Below are 19,245 nucleotides of genomic sequence, written 5' to 3' on the forward strand. Positions count from 1 at the left end.
GCGAGAGCGGGAGCGGCACATGCGGGCAGAGCCCGGGAGCGTCGACGAGGAGGACGACCAGGCGCTGTGGGAGCGAGCCGCGGGCGGTGACGTCGACGCCTTCGGCGACCTGTTCCGCAGGCACTCCGGCGCGGTGTGGAACCACGCCTACCGGTTGACCGGCTCGTGGTCGGTGGCGGAGGACCTGACCTCGGCGGCGTTCCTCACCGCGTGCCGCCGGGTGGGCGGACTGACGTTGGTCAACCGCAGCGCGCGGCCCTGGCTGTTCGCCGTGATCGGGAACCTGGCCCGCAGGGAACGCCGCGGGCGCGGGCGGTTCGCGGCGGCACTGGCCCGCCTCCCGCGCGGCGGGACCGTGCGAGACCACGCCGAGGACGTGGCGGGCAAGGTCGACGCGGACCACCGGCTCCGCGAGGTGCTCGACGCCGTCGCCGGGCTGCCCAGAGCCGAACGTGAGGCCGTCGAACTGTGCCTGGTGGGCGAGCTGTCCACCGCGGAGGCCGCGGCGGTGCTCGGCGTCACCGAAGCGAGTGTCCGCTCGCGGATATCCCGCGCCCGCAGCCGGCTCCGCGCCACCACCACCCCGACCACCACGACCACCGAGGAGCGGTGATGGACAACGACATCGATCTGCCCGCGGACCGCCCGATGCCCGTGGAACTCCAGGAACATCTGTGGAACCGGCTCCGGCCGGAGGTGGCGGCCGCTCTCACCGGCAGGCGTCGCCGCTCGGTCGTCCTGCCGCTGTCGGCGGCTGCCGCCGTGGGGGTGCTCGTCGTCGGCGGCGTGCTGGTGGCGGGCCCGGACGACGCGACCCGCCGGGTGGTCCCCGCCTCCGACCCGGCCGACGTGCAGCTCGCGCGCGACTGCGTCGCCACCACCGTGGCATCCGGGGTCGAGGTGCCCGATCCGGAGAGCTGGACCCCCGGCGTCAAGATCGACGCCGGCTCCGGCAACAACTCCCCCTGGCCGGAGTACTTGATGATCCGCAACGCGAAGGCCGCGGCGGTGTGCCTGGTCGCCGGCGGCAGGACCGGCGGCATCACCGGCCCCGACGTCGCCGAGATGGAAGGCCGCGGCAGGCACAGCTACGCCACGCTCACCGCCGCGCGCCCGTTCGACTACACCGACGCCTGGAACTTCGACGACGGGTCGAGCATCCAGTTCGGGATCACCACCGAGGACGTGGTCGCGGTGTCGGTGGTGCGGCAGGACGGCACCGAGACGTCCGCGCGGCTGCACGACGGCACGTTCGCGGTGAAGATCGACGGCGGCGAGATGTGCGGCAGGTCCGACCACCCCGGCGGGCCCCCCGTGGCGAGCAACGTGATGCGGGTGACGCTCGGCAACGGCCAGGTCGTCGAAGGTCCACTCTGCGCGCCCGCCGGATAGGGCCGGGTGTGGTGCGGTCCTCCCCGGTGACCGCGGGTCAGCCCAGCTCCTGGCGGTTCACGCTCGTTGTCGAGCGCCAACGGTTTCACGGTCCGGGCTGGTCGCCGACAGCGCGGTGCGGGGCCACGTCCAGGCGTACCGCAGGATGAGGACGAGGAGGACCAATTCCAGGGCGAAGCCGAGGCCGTAGAAGTACGTCCAGGACTCGCCCACCACGTTGAACGCCGCGTAGGGGATCTGCACCGAGGCCACGACGAGGTTCGTGACGCGGTTCGCCCTGGCCGGCAGCGTCGCCGACAGCACGACCATGAAGATCGGGATCGCCATGAGCGCGATGAAGGTGGTCAGCAACGTCTGGCTGATGTCGAACTCCCAGACGACGCCGGCCTCGATGCCGTCGATGACGCCTGGCTTGAAGAAGGCGATGATGTCCACGTAGGCGTACAGGAACATGAAGCTCGTCCACGCTGCGGCGAGCTTGGCCCTCACCGGGATCCGCTGCTCGTCCAGTGCGGTCTTGGCGGGTTGACGTGTTCTCATCGCGGGCTCCGTTGTCGTGGTGAGGATCGGTGGGCCCACGATCGCCGAGCTCCGGAGGCGGGCACATCCGCGCCGAGGCCGGATCCGCCTCCTCCGTTGGGAGAAGCGGCGTCTCGTTCTTTCGGTCACTCCCCCGGACATCGGCGTTCCCTAGGCTGGCCGGGTGACCACCAACGCCCTGAGTTCACTGTGGACCGAGCCCCGCGCCCCGGACGCTCCCGCACGGGTGTCGCGCGACTGGGTGCTGGTCGGGGTGCTGGTGGTGACGGCGCTGCTCGAGGGAGTCCTCCGCGACGACGTCGCCTGGCGGCCGGTGGCGACGATCGTGGCGGTCGGACTCGCGCCGGTGCTGCTGTGGCGGCGCACCCACCCGTTGGCCTGCGTCGTGGTCGCCTTCGGCGCCGCCATGGCGCTGGGGCTGGCGAGCCTGCTGGGCGTGGCCCCGAGCGTGGGCCTCGACACGATGGTCTACGTCCTGGTGCTGGTCTACGCGCTGGTCCGCTGGGGTTCGGGGCGCGAGATCGTGATCGGGCTGGCGGTGGTGGCGGTCGCCGCGGGAATCGGTACGGCCGCCGACTACACCGGTCCGGCCGACGCCTTCGGCGGGTTCGCCGTCCTGGCCGCGGCGGCGGGCGGAGCCGCGTTCCGCTACCGCGCCGAGAGCTGGCGCCGGGCGTTGGACCAGAGCCGCGGCCGGGAGCGGGTCGGCCTCGCACGCGAGTTGCACGACATCGTCGCCCACCACGTCTCGGCAATCGCCGTGCAGGCGCAGGCGGGCCAGGCGATGGCCGGGCAGCGGCCTGAAGCGGCGCTCGAGGCGCTGGCGGTCATCGAAGGGGAGGCGTCGCGGACGCTCGCGGAGATGCGGGCGATGGTCCGGGTGCTGCGCGACGGGGCGCCGGCGGAGTACGCACCCCAGCCCGGGGTTGCCGACCTGGTGTCCCTCGCCCGGCGTGCCCCGGTCCCGGTCGTCGACGTGGAGTTGCCGGACGACCTCGAACTCCCGCCTCAAGTCGACGCGGCGGTCTACCGGCTGGCGCAGGAGGCGCTGACCAACGCCCTGCGGCACGCCCGCGACGCCTCGTGCGTGGAGATCCGGGTCGTCGAGGGCGCGGGAAGTCTGCGACTGCGCGTGAGCGACGACGGACTGATCGACCCGGCGCGGTCGGTGAAGCACGGCTTCGGGCTGCTGGGGATGACCGAGCGCGTGCAGCTGCTCGGCGGCACACTGCGTGCCGGGCCCGCGCCCGAGGGCGGGTGGACGGTCGACGCCGAACTGCCGACGAGGGTGGGCCGATGACGGTGCGCGTGCTGGTGGCCGACGACCAGGACCTGGTGCGCACCGGCCTGTCGATGATCCTCGCCGCGCAGCCCGGCATCGAGGTCGTCGGCCAGGCCGCGGACGGCCACGCCGCCGTCGAGCTGGCGCGCCGGCTCCGCCCCGACGTGTGCCTGGTCGACATCCAGATGCCCGGGCTCGACGGCATCGAGGTGACGAAGCTCCTCGCGGGGCGCGGCGTCCCGGATCCGATCGCGGTGGTGGTGATCACGACGTTCGACCTCGACGAGTACGTCCACGGCGCGCTCCGGGCGGGCGCCAGGGGCTTTCTGCTCAAGGACGCCGGGCCGGCACTGCTCGTGCAGGCCGTCCACGCCGCCGCCGACGGTGACGCCCTGATCGCGCCGAACGTCACCCGGCGGCTGCTGGCCACCCTCGCCGCCGGGGAACCGCCGGGCCGGCGGACCCAGCCGATCGAGCCGCTCACCGACCGCGAAGAGGAGGTGCTGGCGCTGGTCGCCCGTGGCCGCACGAACGCCGAGATCGCCGCCGAGCTGTTCATCGGCCTGACGACCGCCAAGAGCCACGTCGCCAGCCTGCTGAACAAGATCGGCGCCCGGAACAGGGTCGAGATCGCGATGTGGGCCTACGACACCGGCCGGGCGGGGGGCTGAACCCGGGAACCTCGAGTCCCGTCCAGGTCTTCTCGGCTACAGCCTGCGCAACCGGACCCGGTCCACCCGGTGGTCCGCTCCCTTCTGCAGCACGAGGTGCGCCCGCGACCGCGTCGGTGCGATGTTGTGCGCGAGGTTCGGGCTGTTGATCCGGTCCCAGATGTCGAGCGCGGTCCTGCGCGCCTCCCGCAGCGACAGCCCGGAGTACTTGTGGAAGTACGACGCGGGATCGCGGAAAGCGGTGCGGCGCAACGTGAGGAACCGGTCGACGTACCACTGCCTGATCAGGTCGTGGTCGGCGTCGAGGTAGATCGTGAAGTCGAGGAAGTCGGCCACGAACCTCGACGGCGCGTCCTCGGTCCGGCCGGTCCACGACTGCAAAACGTTCAAGCCCTCCACGATCAGGATGTCCGGCGTCGAGATCCTCTCCACGTCGGGCAGCACGTCGTAGACGAGGTGCGAGTACTTCGGCACCTCGACGTCGCTGTGACCGGAGGTGATCTCGTCGAGGAAGCGGATCAGCCGGCGCACGTCGTAACTCTCCGGGAAACCCTTGCGGTCCATCAGGTTCCGCTCGCGCAGCACCGCGTTCGGGTGGAGGAAACCGTCCGTGGTCACGAGTGCGACCTGCAAGTGGTTCTCCCACCGCGACAGCAACGCCCTCAGCACGCGCGCCGTGGTGCTCTTCCCGACCGCGACACTGCCCGCGATCCCGATGACGTACGGCGCCTTGACGGGCTCGCGGCCGAGGAAGTCGTTCGCCACGTGGTGCAGACCCTGCGTCGCGACGACGTACAGGTTCAGCAGCCTCGACAGCGGGAGGTAGACCTCCTCGATCTCCTCCACCGACAGCGCCTCGTTGAGGCCCTGCAGATCGGTCAGTTCCTCCGCGGTCAGCGTCATCGGCGTCGACTGCCTCAGCGCGGCCCACTCGGCCCTGCTGAAGTCGAAGTGGCCGACCGCCGCGTCCAGTTCCGTGATGGACAACTCCGTCCCCCGATCATCAGGTGCGCGTGCTCCCACCCAGTCTCACCAAGACGCGCGTCGCTGAGGAACGAGGACGGGGTGACGTTGACCACCGCCGGCTCCAGGGGTCCGTTGTGGACTCAGCTGAACCAGGTCATGTCACCGACGCGTGCGACGTCCTCCGCGAGCTGGACGGGATCCCGGTGCCACAGCAGCACCGAGGCGCCGATCAGCCCGCCGTCGGTCTCGTTCCCCTCCCGGCCGACCTCCCGCACGTGCACCTCGTGCTCGCTGCCGAGGCCGCTCAGGTCAGGGCCAGGCTCGCGGAACCTCCTGCCCGGCATGACCGGCGGCCACAGCCAGGCGGCCTGCACGCCCCGCACGGCCGGCTCCGGCACCGGAAGCCCCGCCTGCATCCGGAGGTTCACCACCTCCAGTTGCACACCGGCGTGCAACCGCGCCAGCTCCGACACCAGTGCGCCCGGTGCCCTTCCAGCGACCTCCAGCACGACCAGTTCGTCGTCGCCGTTCACCGCGAACTCGGTGTGCACGACGAAACTTCCCTCGCTGCCCAACGCACGCACGACGCGTTCGTTCATCTCGTGCGCCGCCTTGGTGAACTCCGAGTCCTCTTGTGTGGCGCCACCGAGCGTGCGGCCGACGTGCACGCCGATCAGCGGTCCCAGGTACCGGCCCACCTGCACCGGCGTGATCTCGCCGTCCCGCACCACCGCGTTGACGTGGTGCAGCGGACCGTCGACGAACTCGTCGACCTGCCACCCCGCCTCGCCGTCGTGCGCGGCCAGCCAGGCCTGAACGTCCTGGGACGTCCGGAGGATCGTGATGCCGCGGGAGTTCGCCTCCTGCCGCGGTTTCGCCACCGCGGGCAGGCCGATCTCCTCGACGAGCTGCTCGGCCGTCCCCGTGACGACGGGTTCGAAGGCGTGGAACCGCGGCACCCGCACACCACCGGCAGCGAGCAGCCGCTTCATCACGACCTTGTCCAGGTACGCGGCCGGCTGCCGCGGATGCCGGGGCCGCAGGCCCAGTTCCGCCCGCAGCCGCGCGCACTCGGCGAGGCAGTACTCGTCGTTCGCCACGACCTCGACCGGTCCCTCGATCCCCCGGAGGTGCTCCAGCCACTTCTCCCGGTCCAGCACGGTGACCTCGGGCGCGGGCCCGGTGACGTCCTCTCGCAGCACCGCGTCCGCCGGGCCGTCGGTCAGCACGACGACGTCGAACTCGCCGGGAGGGAACGCCACGTCCAGCGCGACTGTGAACGGCTGCTTCGACTGCAGCGCGACGATCGTCGTCCTCATCGGTGGTCTCCCCTGTGCTCGCACGAACGCGCGGGCGCGTCCGCTCGTCCCGTTCGAGCCTCCCGGAACCTCCCCCTCGCTCGCCAGCGCGATCACCAGGTGATCGACGTGGTCAGGAGCCCTTCATCAGGGTGTCGATCTCCCTGCCCAGCCGCGCGTACTTCTGCGTGTACAGGACGGGAAAGACGCCAGGCGTGTCGGCCGGGCGGGCGGCGTCGACGTGGTCCATGCCCAGGTTTCCGAACACGACGACGACGTAACCGCGCTTGTCCTTGCCGGGCAACGACTTCACGATGCCCGCGTCCGATCCCGCGGTGTCGACCCAGCCGGTCTTGTGCGCGAACGTCACCTCGGCGGCCTCGTTGCACGGCCTCACGTCGCGGTCGTAGATCGCGTCTCCGACCCTCGTCGTGCCGTCCGGGCCGATCCAACGCGCCGGTACCTGGTGTGGGATGCCCGGTGCCGGGTAGCCGCGGCCGCACCAGTTCGGCGTGGAGAGCATCTCGTTGTGGCCCTGGTCCGCCAGGGTTGCGAGGAAGAAGGTCCGTGACGACGGCGAGAGTTCGCCGGCGGTCACCGGTTTTCCGGCGTCCGTCGTCCACAGCACGCCGGGGCCGCCGTTGAGCAGCAGCAGGAGTTTGGCGGTGTCGAGGGCGCTCATGTTCGCGCCGCTCCAGTCGCCGCCGTTGCCGGGGATCGTGCCGGTGAGGATGAGCGTCGGCAGGCCTAGGTCCGCGAACGTGCGGTTGACCTCGTCCCACGCGTTGAGGTCGTGGAGCAGCTTCACCAGGGCGCAGGTGGATTCGTTCTGCGACTTCGTGATCATCTCGTCGAAGTGCTGCCGGACCTTCGTCACCGAACGGCCACCGCACGCCGCGCGCACCGGGTCCGGTTCATAGACGTAGTCGGCGCCCAGGTCGATCCTGCCCTGGTCCGCCAGGCGCAGGACACCGAAGCCCACCATCAGCTTGAGCACCGACGCCGGGTACGGCGAGGCGAAGTCGATCGGCGCGTTCTCCCTGCCCTGCACCACGTCCCGCGTGCCCCTGCCGCCGTTGGCGTCCCACTCCGCGTCGTTCCACCAGCGGTAGCGCACCTGGTCGGTGGACAGGCCCCGGAGAGGTACGACCACGCCGTCGCGGTGCTGCGGGCTGAACAGGACGTTCACCGCGAGGTCCCGCCGTTCGAGGTCGATGACCGCCACGTCCAGGTTCGGCGGCTGGTGCAACGGTGTGCCGGGGGACGGTGTCCGGACCCGGGCCATCACCTCGGCGGCGGAGGGGTGGTGCTTCTCCCGCTGCTCCGCCGGTCGCGTGACGGGTTCCGGCGGAGTCAGGTCGAGGACGTCCTGGAAGTCCTGCGCGAGGACCGCTTGGCGCAGGCGTTCTGCCAGCGGGTGGGTGTCCGCACGGGCCACGGGCGTCGTGGAGGCCGCGATGGTGAGCGCTGCGCACACGACGGTGATCAGCTTCATCGCATCGTCAGTTCTCGGTGGGCCATTGCGGGGCCTGGTGCGTCCACGGGTAGGAGGTGGGCATGGGTGGCTCGATCACCGGAGCCGTGATCGGCGGCGCCTCTCTCGTGGGCGTGCCGGCCACGTACTTGGCGTAGAGCTCGTCGAAGATAGGTGTCCTGGTCATGCGCACAATGGTGATGTTGTGAGGTCACGGATCACGTGGCAACGCGTCCAAACCGCCAGATGGGGTGATGGGCGTGAAAACGCCCTGCTGTTCGCTTCGTCGGGGGACGTACCGCGGGCCAGCGGTCCGAGTCGGCCTCGACGTCCGGGTTCACGCACGGTCCGCCGTCGTTGTGGGAGAAGAGCGGCACCGCGATGGCGTTCACGTCCATGCGGCAGACGTTGATGTCGCTGAGCACTTCACCCCGGACGGCCCGGTCGAGGTCCAGGACGGGCGGTCGGCGCGCTGAGCGACATCGTCCTGCCGGGCGTGACGGGACAGCTGGTCCCGCCCCACGGCAGCAGGCGGCTGGCGCGCTCACTGAAGTCGTTGCTGGAGGACGAGACCCAGCGGGAGCAGTTCGGCATGGCGGCCCGCGACCGCGTCGCCGGCCGGTACTCGCGGCTCCGGCTCGCGAACGAGACCCTCGCCGTGTACCGCCGCGCCGCCGGTGACCGCGCCCTCATCCGTCCCGTTCGCCGCGGCTGAGGGCCTGCCGTGCAGGGGACGGCAGGACCCCCGGGATCAGCGCCGGCCGGTGCGCAGGAAGCTGATGTACGACTCCGCGGCCGCACGAGCCCGCTCCCGCAACGCCTGCGGATCCGTCGCGGCGGCGGCCTTCACGCCTTCGCAACTGGAGCCGAGCAGGTCGGGGCCGAGCGCGTTCATGGCCACGCCGGGCAGTTCGTCCTTCATGCACCGGGTCGCCCGGCCGACGGCGGTGGGAGCGCAGTAGTCGTCCGGCGAGTAGCACTTCTCGACGACACCGTCGAGAACGGGTTTGCCGCGCTTGTAGATCTGGTCCATCCCACCGAGTCCGGCCACGGCCTTGGGCAGGACGACGTCCTTGAGCTCCTGCACGTCCCTGCGGTCTGTCCCCGGTTGGAGTTGTGCGGCGCAGACGCGGGACATGAACTCCTCGCGCGTGATCGTCGTCAACGTGCCCACGGTGTCGCTGAAGTTGCCGAGGCACGCGACCGCGTTGGCGGCGGCGGGAGCGAGCACCAGTGGAACCGCCGCGAACAACGCGGTCAGCACGGTCGTCCTCGTTTTCATGTCGTCCTCCTGACTCAGCGGGTCGTTCGGTCACCTGGCACGTACCCGCTGGAGGGCGGGCACCTCACTCACCGGGCCGAGGTCAACCACATCGGGTGACTGACGCGCTGGTAGGCCAGGGCCGTCTCCAGCGCCACGCGGTCCCAGGCGTAGCGGGTGCGGGCGCGGTCCTGTCCCGCGAAGCTGAACTCCTGCTGCCGCAGGCCGTTTCCCATCAACGAGCGCAGCGCCCGTGCCAGTGAGGAGGGTTGTCGCGGCGGAACCAGCAGACCGGTGACGCCGTGCACCACGGTGTCGCTCAGGCTCCCCACGTCCGTGGCGACAACGGGCACTCCGCAGGCCATCGCCTCGACGGACGCGCTCCCGAACGGAGCGTGGTGCTGAGCGCACGCCACGACGTCCGCGGACCGGAACAGCGCGGGCATCTTCGAATACGGCACGTGCCCCAGGAACGTGACCCGGTCCAGGACGCCGCAACACGTGGCCATGTCCCGCAACCGTTGGTACTCGGGGTCTTCCGGCAGCTCGGACCTGGGCGGGCCACCGGCGATCACCAACTCTCCCCAGTGCGACTTCGTCAGCGCCACGAGCAGGTCGTCGACACCGTCGTGCGGCGCGAGCCCGACCACGGAGACGATCCGCGGAACGTCGGTGCGGGGTGCGGCGGCACCGGTGGCGGCGAACTCCTCGACGTCGACACCCCACGGGACCGTCACGATCGCGGACCGGCGCATGCCGATGTCGATCAGCGCCTTCGTCTCGTGACCCGACGCGGCCACGACGCAGGTCGCCTCCCGCCCGACCAGGCGTTCGACCCCGGTGTGCTCGCCCCCTTCGAGCTCGTGGAAGCTCTGCACCGTCGGGACGGCCGTGTTCCGGGTGCCGAGCACCGCCGCGAGACCGGACGTCCAGTGGTGCGCGTGGACGACGTCCGGTGGATCGGCGCCCCACTGCGAGCCGAGGAACCGGGCGAAGGTCCCGAGGTGCGGCACGACGTCGTTCCGGCTCAACGGTTCCTCCGGTCCCGCGGGCACGTGCACGACCCGGAACCCGGGACTGATCCGCACGACGTCCGGAGGGCGCCAGTCCGACCGTCGCGTGTAGACGGTCACGTCGTGCCCGAGGCGGTGCAACGCCTCGGAGAGCCTGGCGATCCGCAACCGTGCTCCGGCGACGTCGGGGTCGCGCAACGCGGTCAGCGGGTTCGCCGCGAGGGACACCACGGCGATCTTCACGGAGTCACCGCCGGCGTGGGCCACGGGTTCGCGACGCAGGTCCTGCCGTCACGGGGAACCGGCGCCCCCTGCGGTGTGGCGGCGGTGATCTCGGCGAGGCGGTCGTTCGAGACGGAGAACGTCTGCTGCATCATCACCGGCGCCGGAGCACCGTCCGCCGGGCACGGTTCGTGGCCGCGGCCGAGGAAGTGGCCGATCTCGTGGTTGACGAGGTACTGCCGGTAGCCCGCCAGGTCACCGGCGAACGACTCAGCGCCGCGGAACCACCGTGGCGCGCTCACGTAGACCACGCCGCCGACGAAGCACGAGGTGTCGTAGGGCAACCGGAACCCGCAGATCGACCTGGCCGTCTCCGTCGCGGTGAGCCGGATCCGCACGTCCGGCTCGGCCACGTCGACCCGTCGGAACGCGAGGCCGCCGGACGCCGTCCAGCCCCTCGGGTCGGCCAGCGTCCTGTCCACCACCTCGGCGAACCGGCGCTGGTCCGCGGGCAGCACCGCGCCCTGCTCGACCTCGACGGAGTAGGTGTGCACCCGGCCGCCGCCGACCTGCGCCGTGGTGCCGGCCACGGTCCGCCACCAGCCTTCGCCCTGCGCGCGCACCGCCTGACCCGGTGGCAGCCCGGGCCCTGGCCGGGGCTTGACCTGCGCGATCGGCGTGGACGGCGCCGCGGACGACGACGGCGGCGGCGAGGACGAAGCCGGAGCAGCCGAGGACGGGGCCTTCCTCACCGACACCGTGGCGACGGCGGGCACGCGCGGTCCGGCGAGGTCCTCCCGTGCGGGCTGGCCGGGCGGAAGGTTGCCCAGCACGCCGATCATCACCCCGGCGAGCATCGAGGCGATCACGAACATGACGATTCTGCCGACGGTCATGAGATCACTCCCCCTGTCACACGCAGCTGAACAGCGCCGGGCACTGCGCGTGGTGCAGCGCCGCCCGTGCGCCCGGTTGAAGGCCTTCCGCCGGACCGCGTTCCCGGCCGGACACGACGAGCAGGTCGCTCGGGTGCGTCCGCGTCTCCGCCTGGACCGACCGGGGTTCCCGCACGAGTTCGACGATCACGTCGGGAGCCACGGCGTGCACGCGGTCCGCGACGTCGTCGAGCGCGAGAGCGGCACCGGGGTACGGACGGGCGAGCACGCGCAGACGGGTGGCCCGCCGGACGCGGCAGAAGCCGATGGCCCGGTTGAGCACGCCCTCCCCTCCCACGGAGCAGATGACGGCGGTGATCACGCCGAACCGGCCCGCGATCGCGGCGGGCGGACCGGCGACGACCACGACGTCGCGTTCGTCCTGCCCGGCGAGCGGCGGCGCGGCCTTGGCCCGGGAACGGGAGATCACCACCAGGCCGCCTTCCCAGCGGCCGGGCGGACGACCTTCGTGTTCGAAGTGGACGGACAGGTCCGGGTGCTCGGACAGCACCTTCGCGACGTCGGCGTGCACGGGATCGTCCTTGGGCCCCGCCTGCACGACCAGGCCCACGTCGAGGTCGTTCGCGCACGCCGCCGCCCAGCGGACGCCGATCACGCCGGAGTCGCGGACGTCGACGACCACGCAGGTCGTGGTGAGACGGGCGGAGCTGATGACGGCGGTCATCGCGTCACGCTCACCGTGTCGGTGGCGGCGTCTTCCTCGTGGGCGAGAGGTTCGGCACGCCTGGGCAGCGGCAGGTCGGGCTCCGTCTCGACGGCCGAGTACCACTGTTCGAGCAGCCGCTGCCGTTCCGCGACCTCCGCGAGCACGGACCGCGACTCCCGCAGCGCCTCACCCACGATCTCCCGTGCGCGGCTGCCCGCCTCGGCGAGCCGGCGCTGGGACTCCTGCTCGGCTTCCTCGAGCAACCGGGCCTGCTGGTCGGCGGCTTCCTGCGCCCGGCCCACCGCCTGCTCGGCGCGCGACCGGGCCTCGGCCTCGATCTCGTCCACCTTGCGCCGCGCGGAGTGCAGCAGGTAGCGAATGCAGCCGGACACGGCGTCGTCCTTGCTGTGTCCCGCGTGCAACTCCCGGTACTCGCCGAGCTCCGACCGCGCTTCCTCGAGGTGCCGCGTCAGGTCCTCGGCCGTGGCGAGCGCGGCGTCGCGGTCGGCCCAGGCGAGTTCGGCCTGCGCTTCCAGCCGGGCGTGCTCCTCGTCGACCTGATGGCGGTCGTAGCCGAGCCATCGCGTCCGGAACACCGGCGGGCCCTCGTTCAGGAAGTCTTCGACATCCATAACCCCTGTCCTTTCCCGAACGTGGGCGAACGTGCGTTGTGCTGGGCAAATACCCCGGGAAAGGGCGGACAGTCATTTCTGACCGGCAAGCACTCGGTCTAGTGAATTCCTCACGGAGTGTCACCGCGGACCACGAAGTCGGCGTCCACGAGCCCGTCCGCGGTGTCCTGCGGCAGAACAGCCCCGAGGCAGGCACCGGCGGCGCGCACCACCTCCCACGCCTCGGCGAGGAAGCCCTCGGCGGCCTGACCCCCGACGTGGTCGAGCACCACGTCGTCGAACCCGAGCGCCACCGCCTCCCGGGCGAGGGCCACGACGTAGCCGCGCACCTCGGGATGAGCGGGGTTGGTGAGCACGAGCGAGCCGTCCCGCACGTGGTCGTTCATCCCGGCCAGTGACGACGCGCGGGCCAGCACGGGATCGCGGAACGCGACCACCCGTCCCACCGCGCGCAGTCCGGCGCCGTGGATCTTCCGGACGGCGGACCGCAGGTCGTAGCGGACGTCGATCGCGCCGATCCGCTGGGCCAGCGGCACCTCCGAGTGGTGCAACACCCGGCCGTCCTCGTCCTTGACGTCGAGCACGACGGTGTCGACCTCGCCTTGGCGGGCACTCCTGAACATCGACTCACGTGTCCGCGCCGACGTCCAGCCGGCCGCGCTGAGCCGGATCACCCGCGCCTGCGGCCGGTGCGCCGGCACCGCCACCCGTCGCCGGGTCGTGTTGCCGGCCGCGTCGCGTGCTTCCACGAAGACCGTCGCCGACGACGGCACCGTGGCCTCGAACACGCCGCCCGCCAGTTGTGCCGGGTTCCCGGCCACCCGGACGGATTCCGCGCCTTCGGCGGTGCCCCGGATCGTGACCGGCGACCGGGGGTCCGCGGTCTCGGCCCGGCTCACGACGAGGTCCGGCGCGGTGTCGTCGACCGTGAAGGTGTGCTCGAGCTCGGCCTCCATCCCCAGCAGGGTGGTGTCCCGGACCCGGACGCGGACGGTGTGCTCACCTTCGGCGGGGTCGAACCCGTTGAGCAGCAACCTGTCCCCGGCGCGGCGCGTGGTGACCTCCTCGCCGTCCACGAACACGTCGATCCGGTCCAGAGTGGACGGATCGTCCGCGACGACGCCGGCGTCCCTCACCGCGGCCGCCCTGACGACCACGCCGTCCCCCAGGCCGTCGACGGCGAGCCCGAAGCTCTTGTGGTGCGCCACGACCGTCATCGCCGTGGCCGTCAGCGAGCAGACGACGGCGAAGTACACGAGCACGATGAGCTCGGACCTGCGCGGCGGGGCGTTCACCACTCACCCCGCGGCCAGCGCGGCCAGCCGGTCGGCTCCGCCGTTGAAGACGTTCTGATCGATCGGCGACGACGTGTACTGCCAGATGGTGTGGAACGGCCACTTGAACGGCATCGGGCCCGCCGACGCCGAGTACCGGGCGACCCACAACGCGTTGGTGCCGCTGAAGTCGCCGCCGCGTCCCGTGCACCTGTCCCACCACAGCGTGGACGTGTAGATCACCGGCCAGCGCTTGGTGAGCGCGTGGTAGGTGTCGCTGAAGCTCCGGATCCAGGTGATCATCGCGGCGTGGCTCAGGCCGTAGCAGGTGTCGCCACCGTACGGGTTGTACTCGATGTCGAGCACGCCCGGCAGGGTCCGGCCGTCCCGCGACCAGCCACCGCCGTTCTGCACGAAGAACCGCGCCTGCGTGGCGCCGTCGGAGCGGTTGGGCAGGGCGAAGTGGTAGGAGCCCCTCGTCATGCCGACAGCGGCGGATCCGTTGTACTGCTGGGTGAACTTCGGGTTGCGGTAGCCCGTTCCCTCGGTCGCCTTGATGTAGACGAACCTCTTCCCCGCGCGCCACCAGTGCCCCCAGTCCACATTGCCCTGATGACTGCTGACGTCGATGCCGTCGACACGACCCGCCTCGAGCACGGGCGGTGTCATGAGCATCTCGGAGGTGCCCTCGTGCTTCGCGATCTGGGAGCCTGCGGCGTGGTCCTCGGAGCCTTCGGCCAGCGCGGGCGAGGGACACAGCACGCTCATGACCAAGACGATCGAAGCGGTGCGAGCGCCACGACAGCCGGTTAGTGGTTGCGGCGACATCGGTTTCCTCCCAGGTGCGTCAACGGTTCTGCTGGCCAGCTACCCGTCGCAGCAACGGAAAAACCGGACACCGATTTGTTGACACGAGCGAGTGAGCCAAAGGCCGTTCGGGCACACCAGGTAACGGTTTTCCTGATCTGGGTTCATTCGATGCGGGCGCCTGATCACGATCTCGGCGGGTAACCGTCAGAACCTGGTTCAGCGAGGGGAGTCTGACGGTGGATCGCAAGAGGATCGGGCCCTGCGTCGCCAAACTCACGGGGCTGTGCGCGCTCGCCGGCGTCGTGCTCGCCGGGATGCTCTTCCCCGTCGCGGGAACACTCGGCGCCATCTCGAACAAGGTCAGCGACCAGGTGGCGTCCACCCTCTCGCTCATGGTGACCGACCACCCGCCGCTGATGACGACGGTGACGGACAAGGACGGCGCGCCGATCGCGTACCTCTACGACCAATATCGCGTGCGAACGCCACCGGACAGGATCTCGCCGCACATGAAGACGGCGTTGCTCGCGATCGAGGACCGCCGTTTCCACGACCACCACGGCGTCGACTGGCTGGCGACCCTCCGCGCGGCCGCGCGCAACAACGCCAGCGGAGCCGTGGAGCAGGGCGCGTCCACGCTCACCCAGCAGTACGTGAAGAACTACCTCGTGCACGTGCTGGCGCGCACCGACAAGAACGCGCAGCGGCTCGCCCAGGAGCAGAGCGTCACCCGCAAGCTCCGCGAGGCACGCATCGCGGTGGGCCTGGAAACGGTGCTGAGCAAGGACGAGATCCTCGGACGGTACCTCGACCTGGTCCCGTTCGGTTCGACGATCTTCGGTGTCGCGGCGGCCTCGCAGGCCTACTTCGACACGACGCCGGACAAGCTGACCGTCACGCAGGCGGCCACGCTCGCGGGCATGGTGAACAGTCCCACCGCGCTCGATCCCGAGGCCCGGCCGGACAAGGCGATCGAGCGCAGGAACCTCGTGATCGACGCGATGCGCGCGGAGGAGAAGCTGTCGAGCGAGGAAGCCGACGCGTTCAAGGCGGCTCCTCTCGGGCTGCGCGAACCCGTGCGCACGCTGCAGACCGGTTGTGTGGGGGCAGGGCCGTCGTACGGGTTCTTCTGCTCGTTCCTGGTCCAGCACCTCACCGAGGCGGGATTCGACCTGGAGGAGCTGAAGATCGGCGGGTACCGGATCGAGACCACCCTGGACCCGAAGATCACCGAGCACGCGAAGCAGGCGGTCGAGGCGCAGGCGCCGAAGACCACCCCCGGTGTGGCGAACACGATGGCGGTCGTGCGTCCGGGCAAGGACGCGCACGAGGTCGTCGCGCTGGTGGCCAACCGCGACTACGGGCTGAAGAAGGACGAGTTCCAGACCCAGTTCGACCTGCCCAGCGGCGTGGAGAACAAGTTCGGCACGGGGTCGGTCTACAAGGTCTTCACCGCGGCCGCCGCGCTGCAGAAGGGCATCGGCATCGACACGACCGTCGCCGCGCCCAACACCTACACCTCGCGGGTGTTCAAGGGCGGCGCCCCCACCTGTCCGTCCACAGGGGAGCCGAGCACGTACTGGTACTGCCTGGCCAACCACAACGACCGCTACCCGCCCCAGATGCCGCTGAGGCAGGCGCTGGCGACCTCGCCCAACACCGCGTTCGTGATCCTGGAGGAACAGGTCGGCCTCGACGCGGTCGTGGACATGGCGTCCCGGCTCGGCATGCGCAGGACGATGGCGACGAACATCGCGGGTGTCGCGCCGGATCCCCAGGCAGCCAAGGACCTCCGCGTCACCCAGGCCCAGTTCTACGCCGGCAACGGCAACGCGTCGTTCACCCTCGGCCCCGCGCCGTCGAGCACCCTGGAGCTCGCCAACGTCGCCGCGACGATCATGAGCGGTGGCACGTGGTGCCCGCCGACGCCGGTCAAGAAGATCGTCGACCGGGACGGGAAACCCGTGGAGCTGGCCAAGCCCCCGTGCGAACAGGCCGTGCCCGAACCACTCGCGAACGCCCTGGCGGTCGGCCTCAGCGAGGACAGCAAGGGCATGGGCACCGCCGCTTACTCGGCCCGCAAGGCGGGCTGGAAGCGCCCGATGATGGGCAAGACGGGGACGACCGAGGAGTACAAGTCGGCGGCGTACCTCGGCGCCACCCCGGACTACGCGGGCGCCGTCCAGGTGTTCAACGACAGCACGTCGCCCAAGGGCATCTGCGTCGGTGTGGGAGCGCCCAGGCTGTGCCCCGAGGGCAACATCTACGGCGGCACCGTGCCCGCCGCGACGTGGTTCGACACGATGACGAAGGCGCACGCCGACCTGCCGGAGAAGCCCCTGCCCGAGGTGGAGGACCGCTACCGCCACGGCGACGGGAAGCTGAAGGTCCCGGACGTCGTCGGATCGGGCGTCGACAGGGCGTCGGCGATGCTGCGCGACGCCGGCTACCAGGTGACCACCGTGTCCGTCAGCGCACCGCAACCCCGTGGCGCCGTGGTGGCGCAGTCGTTGCGCGGTGTGGCGATGCGGGGGATGCAGGTGACGCTCTCGGTCAGCTCGGGACCCCCGCCGCCCAAGACCGAGACTCCGCCGCCTGCCGCGGTGGCGCCGTCCGTTCCGGAGTCGTCCGCTCCGGAGGCGCCGCCCACGCGGTGAGAATCGCGCTCACCCCCTGTTCTCACGGCTTCTTCCCCGGCGGGCAACCATTCGCGCGGCCCACCGGGTAGAAGCAGTGACGGACAGAGTGGAGGGGCCGGGAAGTGGTGAGCTCACCTGAGGGGTTCGAGGAGTTCGTGGTGGGTGCGACGCCCCGGTTGCTGCGGATGGCCTTCCTCCTGACGCGGGACGCGGGGCACGCGGAGGACCTGCTGCAGACGGCCCTGGCCAAGGCGTGGCGGGCGTGGGGCCGCGTCGACGGCGATCCTGAGCCCTACGTCCGGCGGATCATCGTGACCTCCCACGCCACCTGGTGGCGGCGCCGGTGGAGAGGCGAGGAACCGACCGGTGACCTGCCGGAACGACCGGGCGAGTCACCGCAGGACCTGGTCGGCGAACGCGAGTGGCTCTGGCAGGCGCTGGGCCGTTTACCCCGCCGGCAGCGCACGGTCCTGGTGCTGCGGTTCTACGAGGACCTGACGGAGGCGCAGGTGGCCGGGTTGCTCGGCTGTTCGGTCGGCACGGTCAAGAGTCAGGCGAGCAAGGCGCTGGCCAAGTTGCGGATCGACGACCCGATCACCTTCGAAGGGGTGCGGCGATGAACCTGACCGACCTCACCGAGGTGTTGCGCGACCGGGCGGACCTCACCGACTCGTCCCACGAGGCGCGCATGGCCGGTGTGCGGGCGAGGGTGGCCGCGACTCGGCGGCGGCGTGCCGTCGCCGGTGTGGCCGCGGTGGTGCTCGCGCTCGTCGGCATCGTCTACGCCGTGCTCCCCCGTCCCGACGTCCTGCCCGAACCCGCCGTGCCGCCGCGCAGCATGCCCGAGTACCAGCTCGGCACGCGGCTCATCGCCCAGGGCTGGGGGGACCTTCCCTCGACGACGGTCACCGTGCGGTTCGTGCCGAGGTCGCTGGACCTCACGATCTTCACCCAGTGCGAGGCCGGGACGGACGAGCGCCTGTTGATCAGCACGTCGATCAACGGACACCCCATGGCCGAACGCAACAGCTGCGGCCACGCGAGCAGGCCGCTCAACTGGACCGGGCTGGACGTCGTGCCGGGACAGCCGTCCGTCATCACGCTGACCGTGAACGGCAAGCAGGGCGACTTCGACAAGACAGGCGACCTGGAGGTGCTCCCCCTCCCTGCGAACGGCACCTTCGCCATCGGCATCGGCGAGGCGATGCCGGTGAGCGAGTACCCGTTCCCGCCGCGCCCGCAGACGCTGGCGACGATCCCCCTGACCCATCCCAGGCCCGTGGTCGAACTGAACTCCGACGCCACGAACCCCAACGAGCGCAAGGAGCTCACGGTGCCGTGGCCGGGTGACAACGTGATGCTGGCGCAGCTGAACACGCCCGGCAGGGTGCGCGTCCTCGTCGACGACGTCCAGGTCATCGACTACTCGAACTGGGCCTACGGCCTCGGCGGGACGCAGATCGAGCGGCGCGAGTGGAAGGAGGACTACGGCCTCGACCTGCCCGAAGGGTGGACGGTCAAGATCACCGTGATCCCGGAGCGCGTCACCGGCGAGTGGAAGGTGACGCTCGGAGTCCCCTAGGCGAGCAGCTTCCGGATGATCTCGGTGGCCGTGTCGATGTCCGGCGGGGCACCGGTGATCACGTCGGAGTAGCAGAACGACTCGGCGAGCCGGACCACCGCGTAGGCCAGTTTGGTCACCGGGATGTCCGGCTCGTCGTCGCGTTCGGCACGGATGAGGCAGGCCAGGCCCGCCACGAGACGGTGCTGCACCACCCCCTGCTGGGAGGTCAGCACGCGCAGCGCGGTCTCGGGGTCGCGTTCGAGCAGGGCGCGCAGGGCCGGTGAGGCGACGGTGTCGCGCATCGCCTGGTCCAGCACCGAAACCACCCGCGCCGTGCCACGGTGTGTGCTGGCCTGCCACAGGCGCGCCCACGCCCGGTGCGTGATGGCCCACAGCACCTCGCCCAGCACGCGGTCGCGGTCGCCGTAGCGGCGGTAGAGGGTGGCGCGGCCGATCCCGGCCTCGGTGGCGAGCTCGCCCATGTCGATGCGGCTCTCGCGGAGGAACTGCCGCAGCGCGCGGGTGATGACCGGATCCACCTCGGGCTCGGTGGTCAGGTTCACGTTGGCCTCGGCGTGAGACAGCATGTATAAAGTGTCTCACTG

General features: G+C 70.9%; 21 protein-coding genes. 8 read left to right on the forward strand and 13 right to left on the reverse strand.

Annotated elements, in window-relative coordinates:
* Positions 1–19 precede the first annotated feature (19 nt).
* Positions 20–613 (forward strand): RNA polymerase sigma factor, encoded by a 594-nt coding sequence (locus PV646_RS38030; RefSeq protein WP_500347213.1) that lies wholly within the window; start codon positions 20–22, stop codon positions 611–613.
* Positions 613–1,392, forward strand: coding sequence for a hypothetical protein (locus PV646_RS38035; RefSeq protein WP_500347215.1), 780 nt, complete (start codon positions 613–615; stop codon positions 1,390–1,392). The genes PV646_RS38030 and PV646_RS38035 overlap by 1 nt, the downstream gene beginning before the upstream one ends.
* 57 nt (positions 1,393–1,449) lie before the next feature.
* Here PV646_RS38035 and PV646_RS38040 read toward each other — a convergent pair whose 3' ends face one another.
* Positions 1,450–1,932: a DUF6326 family protein gene (locus PV646_RS38040; protein WP_500347217.1), complete on the reverse strand. Its 483-nt coding sequence runs from the start codon at positions 1,930–1,932 to the stop codon at positions 1,450–1,452.
* Positions 1,933–2,095: 163 nt separating this feature from the next.
* Between PV646_RS38040 and PV646_RS38045 the strand changes: the two genes are divergently transcribed.
* On the forward strand, positions 2,096–3,232 hold the full coding sequence (locus PV646_RS38045) for a sensor histidine kinase (RefSeq protein ID WP_500347218.1): 1,137 nt from the start codon (positions 2,096–2,098) through the stop codon (positions 3,230–3,232).
* Positions 3,229–3,885 (forward strand): response regulator, encoded by a 657-nt coding sequence (locus tag PV646_RS38050; protein ID WP_500347219.1) that lies wholly within the window; start codon positions 3,229–3,231, stop codon positions 3,883–3,885. The genes PV646_RS38045 and PV646_RS38050 overlap by 4 nt, the downstream gene beginning before the upstream one ends.
* Before the next feature lie 36 nt (positions 3,886–3,921).
* On the opposite strand, the gene coaA is transcribed toward PV646_RS38050, so the two are convergent.
* From coaA to PV646_RS38070, 4 genes are all read right to left on the reverse strand, one after another.
* Complete coding sequence (gene coaA, locus PV646_RS38055; RefSeq protein ID WP_500347220.1) at positions 3,922–4,872, reverse strand: type I pantothenate kinase; 951 nt, start codon at positions 4,870–4,872, stop codon at positions 3,922–3,924.
* A 119-nt stretch (positions 4,873–4,991) separates the two neighbouring features.
* Positions 4,992–6,170, reverse strand: coding sequence for an ATP-grasp domain-containing protein (locus tag PV646_RS38060; RefSeq protein WP_500347221.1), 1,179 nt, complete (start codon positions 6,168–6,170; stop codon positions 4,992–4,994).
* Positions 6,171–6,282: 112 nt separating this feature from the next.
* On the reverse strand, positions 6,283–7,644 hold the full coding sequence (locus PV646_RS38065) for a serine hydrolase (protein WP_500347223.1): 1,362 nt from the start codon (positions 7,642–7,644) through the stop codon (positions 6,283–6,285).
* Positions 7,645–7,651: 7 nt separating this feature from the next.
* A complete protein-coding gene (locus PV646_RS38070) occupies positions 7,652–7,810 on the reverse strand; it encodes a hypothetical protein (RefSeq protein WP_500347225.1) in 159 nt (52 codons plus the stop codon).
* Between the two features lie 309 nt (positions 7,811–8,119).
* On the opposite strand from PV646_RS38070, the gene PV646_RS38075 reads away from it, so the two are divergent.
* Positions 8,120–8,338: a glycosyltransferase gene (locus PV646_RS38075; RefSeq protein WP_500347226.1), complete on the forward strand. Its 219-nt coding sequence runs from the start codon at positions 8,120–8,122 to the stop codon at positions 8,336–8,338.
* 36 nt (positions 8,339–8,374) lie between these two features.
* Here the strand turns inward: PV646_RS38075 and PV646_RS38080 are convergent, their stop codons facing one another.
* The 7 genes from PV646_RS38080 to PV646_RS38110 all read right to left on the reverse strand — a co-directional run bounded on the left by PV646_RS38080 (position 8,375) and on the right by PV646_RS38110 (position 14,395).
* Complete coding sequence (locus PV646_RS38080; RefSeq protein WP_500347228.1) at positions 8,375–8,905, reverse strand: hypothetical protein; 531 nt, start codon at positions 8,903–8,905, stop codon at positions 8,375–8,377.
* 68 nt (positions 8,906–8,973) lie between these two features.
* Positions 8,974–10,140, reverse strand: coding sequence for a glycosyltransferase (locus PV646_RS38085; RefSeq protein WP_500347230.1), 1,167 nt, complete (start codon positions 10,138–10,140; stop codon positions 8,974–8,976).
* The gene (locus tag PV646_RS38090; RefSeq protein ID WP_500347232.1) at positions 10,137–11,015 is read right to left on the reverse strand and encodes a DUF3152 domain-containing protein; all 879 of its coding nucleotides are present in this window, start codon (positions 11,013–11,015) and stop codon (positions 10,137–10,139) included. Before PV646_RS38090 ends, PV646_RS38085 begins: the two co-directional genes overlap by 4 nt.
* A 16-nt stretch (positions 11,016–11,031) precedes the next feature.
* Complete coding sequence (locus PV646_RS38095) at positions 11,032–11,739, reverse strand: hypothetical protein (protein WP_500347233.1); 708 nt, start codon at positions 11,737–11,739, stop codon at positions 11,032–11,034.
* Positions 11,736–12,353 (reverse strand): hypothetical protein, encoded by a 618-nt coding sequence (locus PV646_RS38100; RefSeq protein ID WP_500347235.1) that lies wholly within the window; start codon positions 12,351–12,353, stop codon positions 11,736–11,738. The genes PV646_RS38095 and PV646_RS38100 overlap by 4 nt, the downstream gene beginning before the upstream one ends.
* 110 nt (positions 12,354–12,463) lie before the next feature.
* Positions 12,464–13,648 carry a putative glycoside hydrolase gene (locus PV646_RS38105; RefSeq protein ID WP_500347237.1) on the reverse strand — a complete coding sequence of 395 codons (1,185 nt, stop codon included), beginning with the start codon at positions 13,646–13,648 and terminating at the stop codon, positions 12,464–12,466.
* 3 nt (positions 13,649–13,651) lie between these two features.
* Complete coding sequence (locus PV646_RS38110; RefSeq protein WP_500347238.1) at positions 13,652–14,395, reverse strand: lysozyme; 744 nt, start codon at positions 14,393–14,395, stop codon at positions 13,652–13,654.
* Positions 14,396–14,673: 278 nt separating this feature from the next.
* Here PV646_RS38110 and PV646_RS38115 point away from each other — a divergent pair, with 278 nt between their 5' ends.
* The 3 genes from PV646_RS38115 to PV646_RS38125 all read left to right on the forward strand — a co-directional run bounded on the left by PV646_RS38115 (position 14,674) and on the right by PV646_RS38125 (position 18,658).
* Positions 14,674–17,094 (forward strand): transglycosylase domain-containing protein, encoded by a 2,421-nt coding sequence (locus PV646_RS38115; RefSeq protein ID WP_500347240.1) that lies wholly within the window; start codon positions 14,674–14,676, stop codon positions 17,092–17,094.
* 107 nt (positions 17,095–17,201) lie between these two features.
* The gene (locus PV646_RS38120; protein WP_500347242.1) at positions 17,202–17,696 is read left to right on the forward strand and encodes a SigE family RNA polymerase sigma factor; all 495 of its coding nucleotides are present in this window, start codon (positions 17,202–17,204) and stop codon (positions 17,694–17,696) included.
* Positions 17,693–18,658 (forward strand): hypothetical protein, encoded by a 966-nt coding sequence (locus PV646_RS38125; protein ID WP_500347244.1) that lies wholly within the window; start codon positions 17,693–17,695, stop codon positions 18,656–18,658. Before PV646_RS38120 ends, PV646_RS38125 begins: the two co-directional genes overlap by 4 nt.
* On the opposite strand, the gene PV646_RS38130 is transcribed toward PV646_RS38125, so the two are convergent.
* Positions 18,655–19,227, reverse strand: a complete 573-nt coding sequence (locus PV646_RS38130) for a QsdR family transcriptional regulator (protein ID WP_500347245.1) — start codon at positions 19,225–19,227, stop codon at positions 18,655–18,657. The two genes, PV646_RS38125 and PV646_RS38130, sit on opposite strands and share 4 nt — an antisense overlap.
* Between the last annotated feature and the right edge of the window lie 18 nt (positions 19,228–19,245).

It is taken from the genome of Streptomyces sp. ID05-26A (assembly GCF_033794685.1).
Taxonomy (GTDB): Bacteria; Actinomycetota; Actinomycetes; order Mycobacteriales; family Pseudonocardiaceae; genus Lentzea.

Excerpts from the sequence above, each read along its gene's own strand:
- PV646_RS38030 (WP_500347213.1), top strand. The coding sequence starts at position 20 with ATGCGGGCAGAGCCCGGGAGCGTCGACGAGGAGGACGACCAGGCGCTG.
- PV646_RS38035 (WP_500347215.1), top strand. The coding sequence starts at position 613 with ATGGACAACGACATCGATCTGCCCGCGGACCGCCCGATGCCCGTGGAA.
- PV646_RS38040 (WP_500347217.1), bottom strand. The coding sequence starts at position 1,932 with ATGAGAACACGTCAACCCGCCAAGACCGCACTGGACGAGCAGCGGATC.
- PV646_RS38050 (WP_500347219.1), top strand. The coding sequence starts at position 3,229 with ATGACGGTGCGCGTGCTGGTGGCCGACGACCAGGACCTGGTGCGCACC.
- PV646_RS38060 (WP_500347221.1), bottom strand. The coding sequence starts at position 6,170 with ATGAGGACGACGATCGTCGCGCTGCAGTCGAAGCAGCCGTTCACAGTC.
- PV646_RS38065 (WP_500347223.1), bottom strand. The coding sequence starts at position 7,644 with ATGAAGCTGATCACCGTCGTGTGCGCAGCGCTCACCATCGCGGCCTCC.
- PV646_RS38070 (WP_500347225.1), bottom strand. The coding sequence starts at position 7,810 with ATGACCAGGACACCTATCTTCGACGAGCTCTACGCCAAGTACGTGGCC.
- PV646_RS38080 (WP_500347228.1), bottom strand. The coding sequence starts at position 8,905 with ATGAAAACGAGGACGACCGTGCTGACCGCGTTGTTCGCGGCGGTTCCA.
- PV646_RS38090 (WP_500347232.1), bottom strand. The coding sequence starts at position 11,015 with ATGACCGTCGGCAGAATCGTCATGTTCGTGATCGCCTCGATGCTCGCC.
- PV646_RS38095 (WP_500347233.1), bottom strand. The coding sequence starts at position 11,739 with ATGACCGCCGTCATCAGCTCCGCCCGTCTCACCACGACCTGCGTGGTC.
- PV646_RS38100 (WP_500347235.1), bottom strand. The coding sequence starts at position 12,353 with ATGGATGTCGAAGACTTCCTGAACGAGGGCCCGCCGGTGTTCCGGACG.
- PV646_RS38110 (WP_500347238.1), bottom strand. The coding sequence starts at position 14,395 with ATGAGCGTGCTGTGTCCCTCGCCCGCGCTGGCCGAAGGCTCCGAGGAC.
- PV646_RS38125 (WP_500347244.1), top strand. The coding sequence starts at position 17,693 with ATGAACCTGACCGACCTCACCGAGGTGTTGCGCGACCGGGCGGACCTC.
- PV646_RS38130 (WP_500347245.1), bottom strand. The coding sequence starts at position 19,227 with ATGCTGTCTCACGCCGAGGCCAACGTGAACCTGACCACCGAGCCCGAG.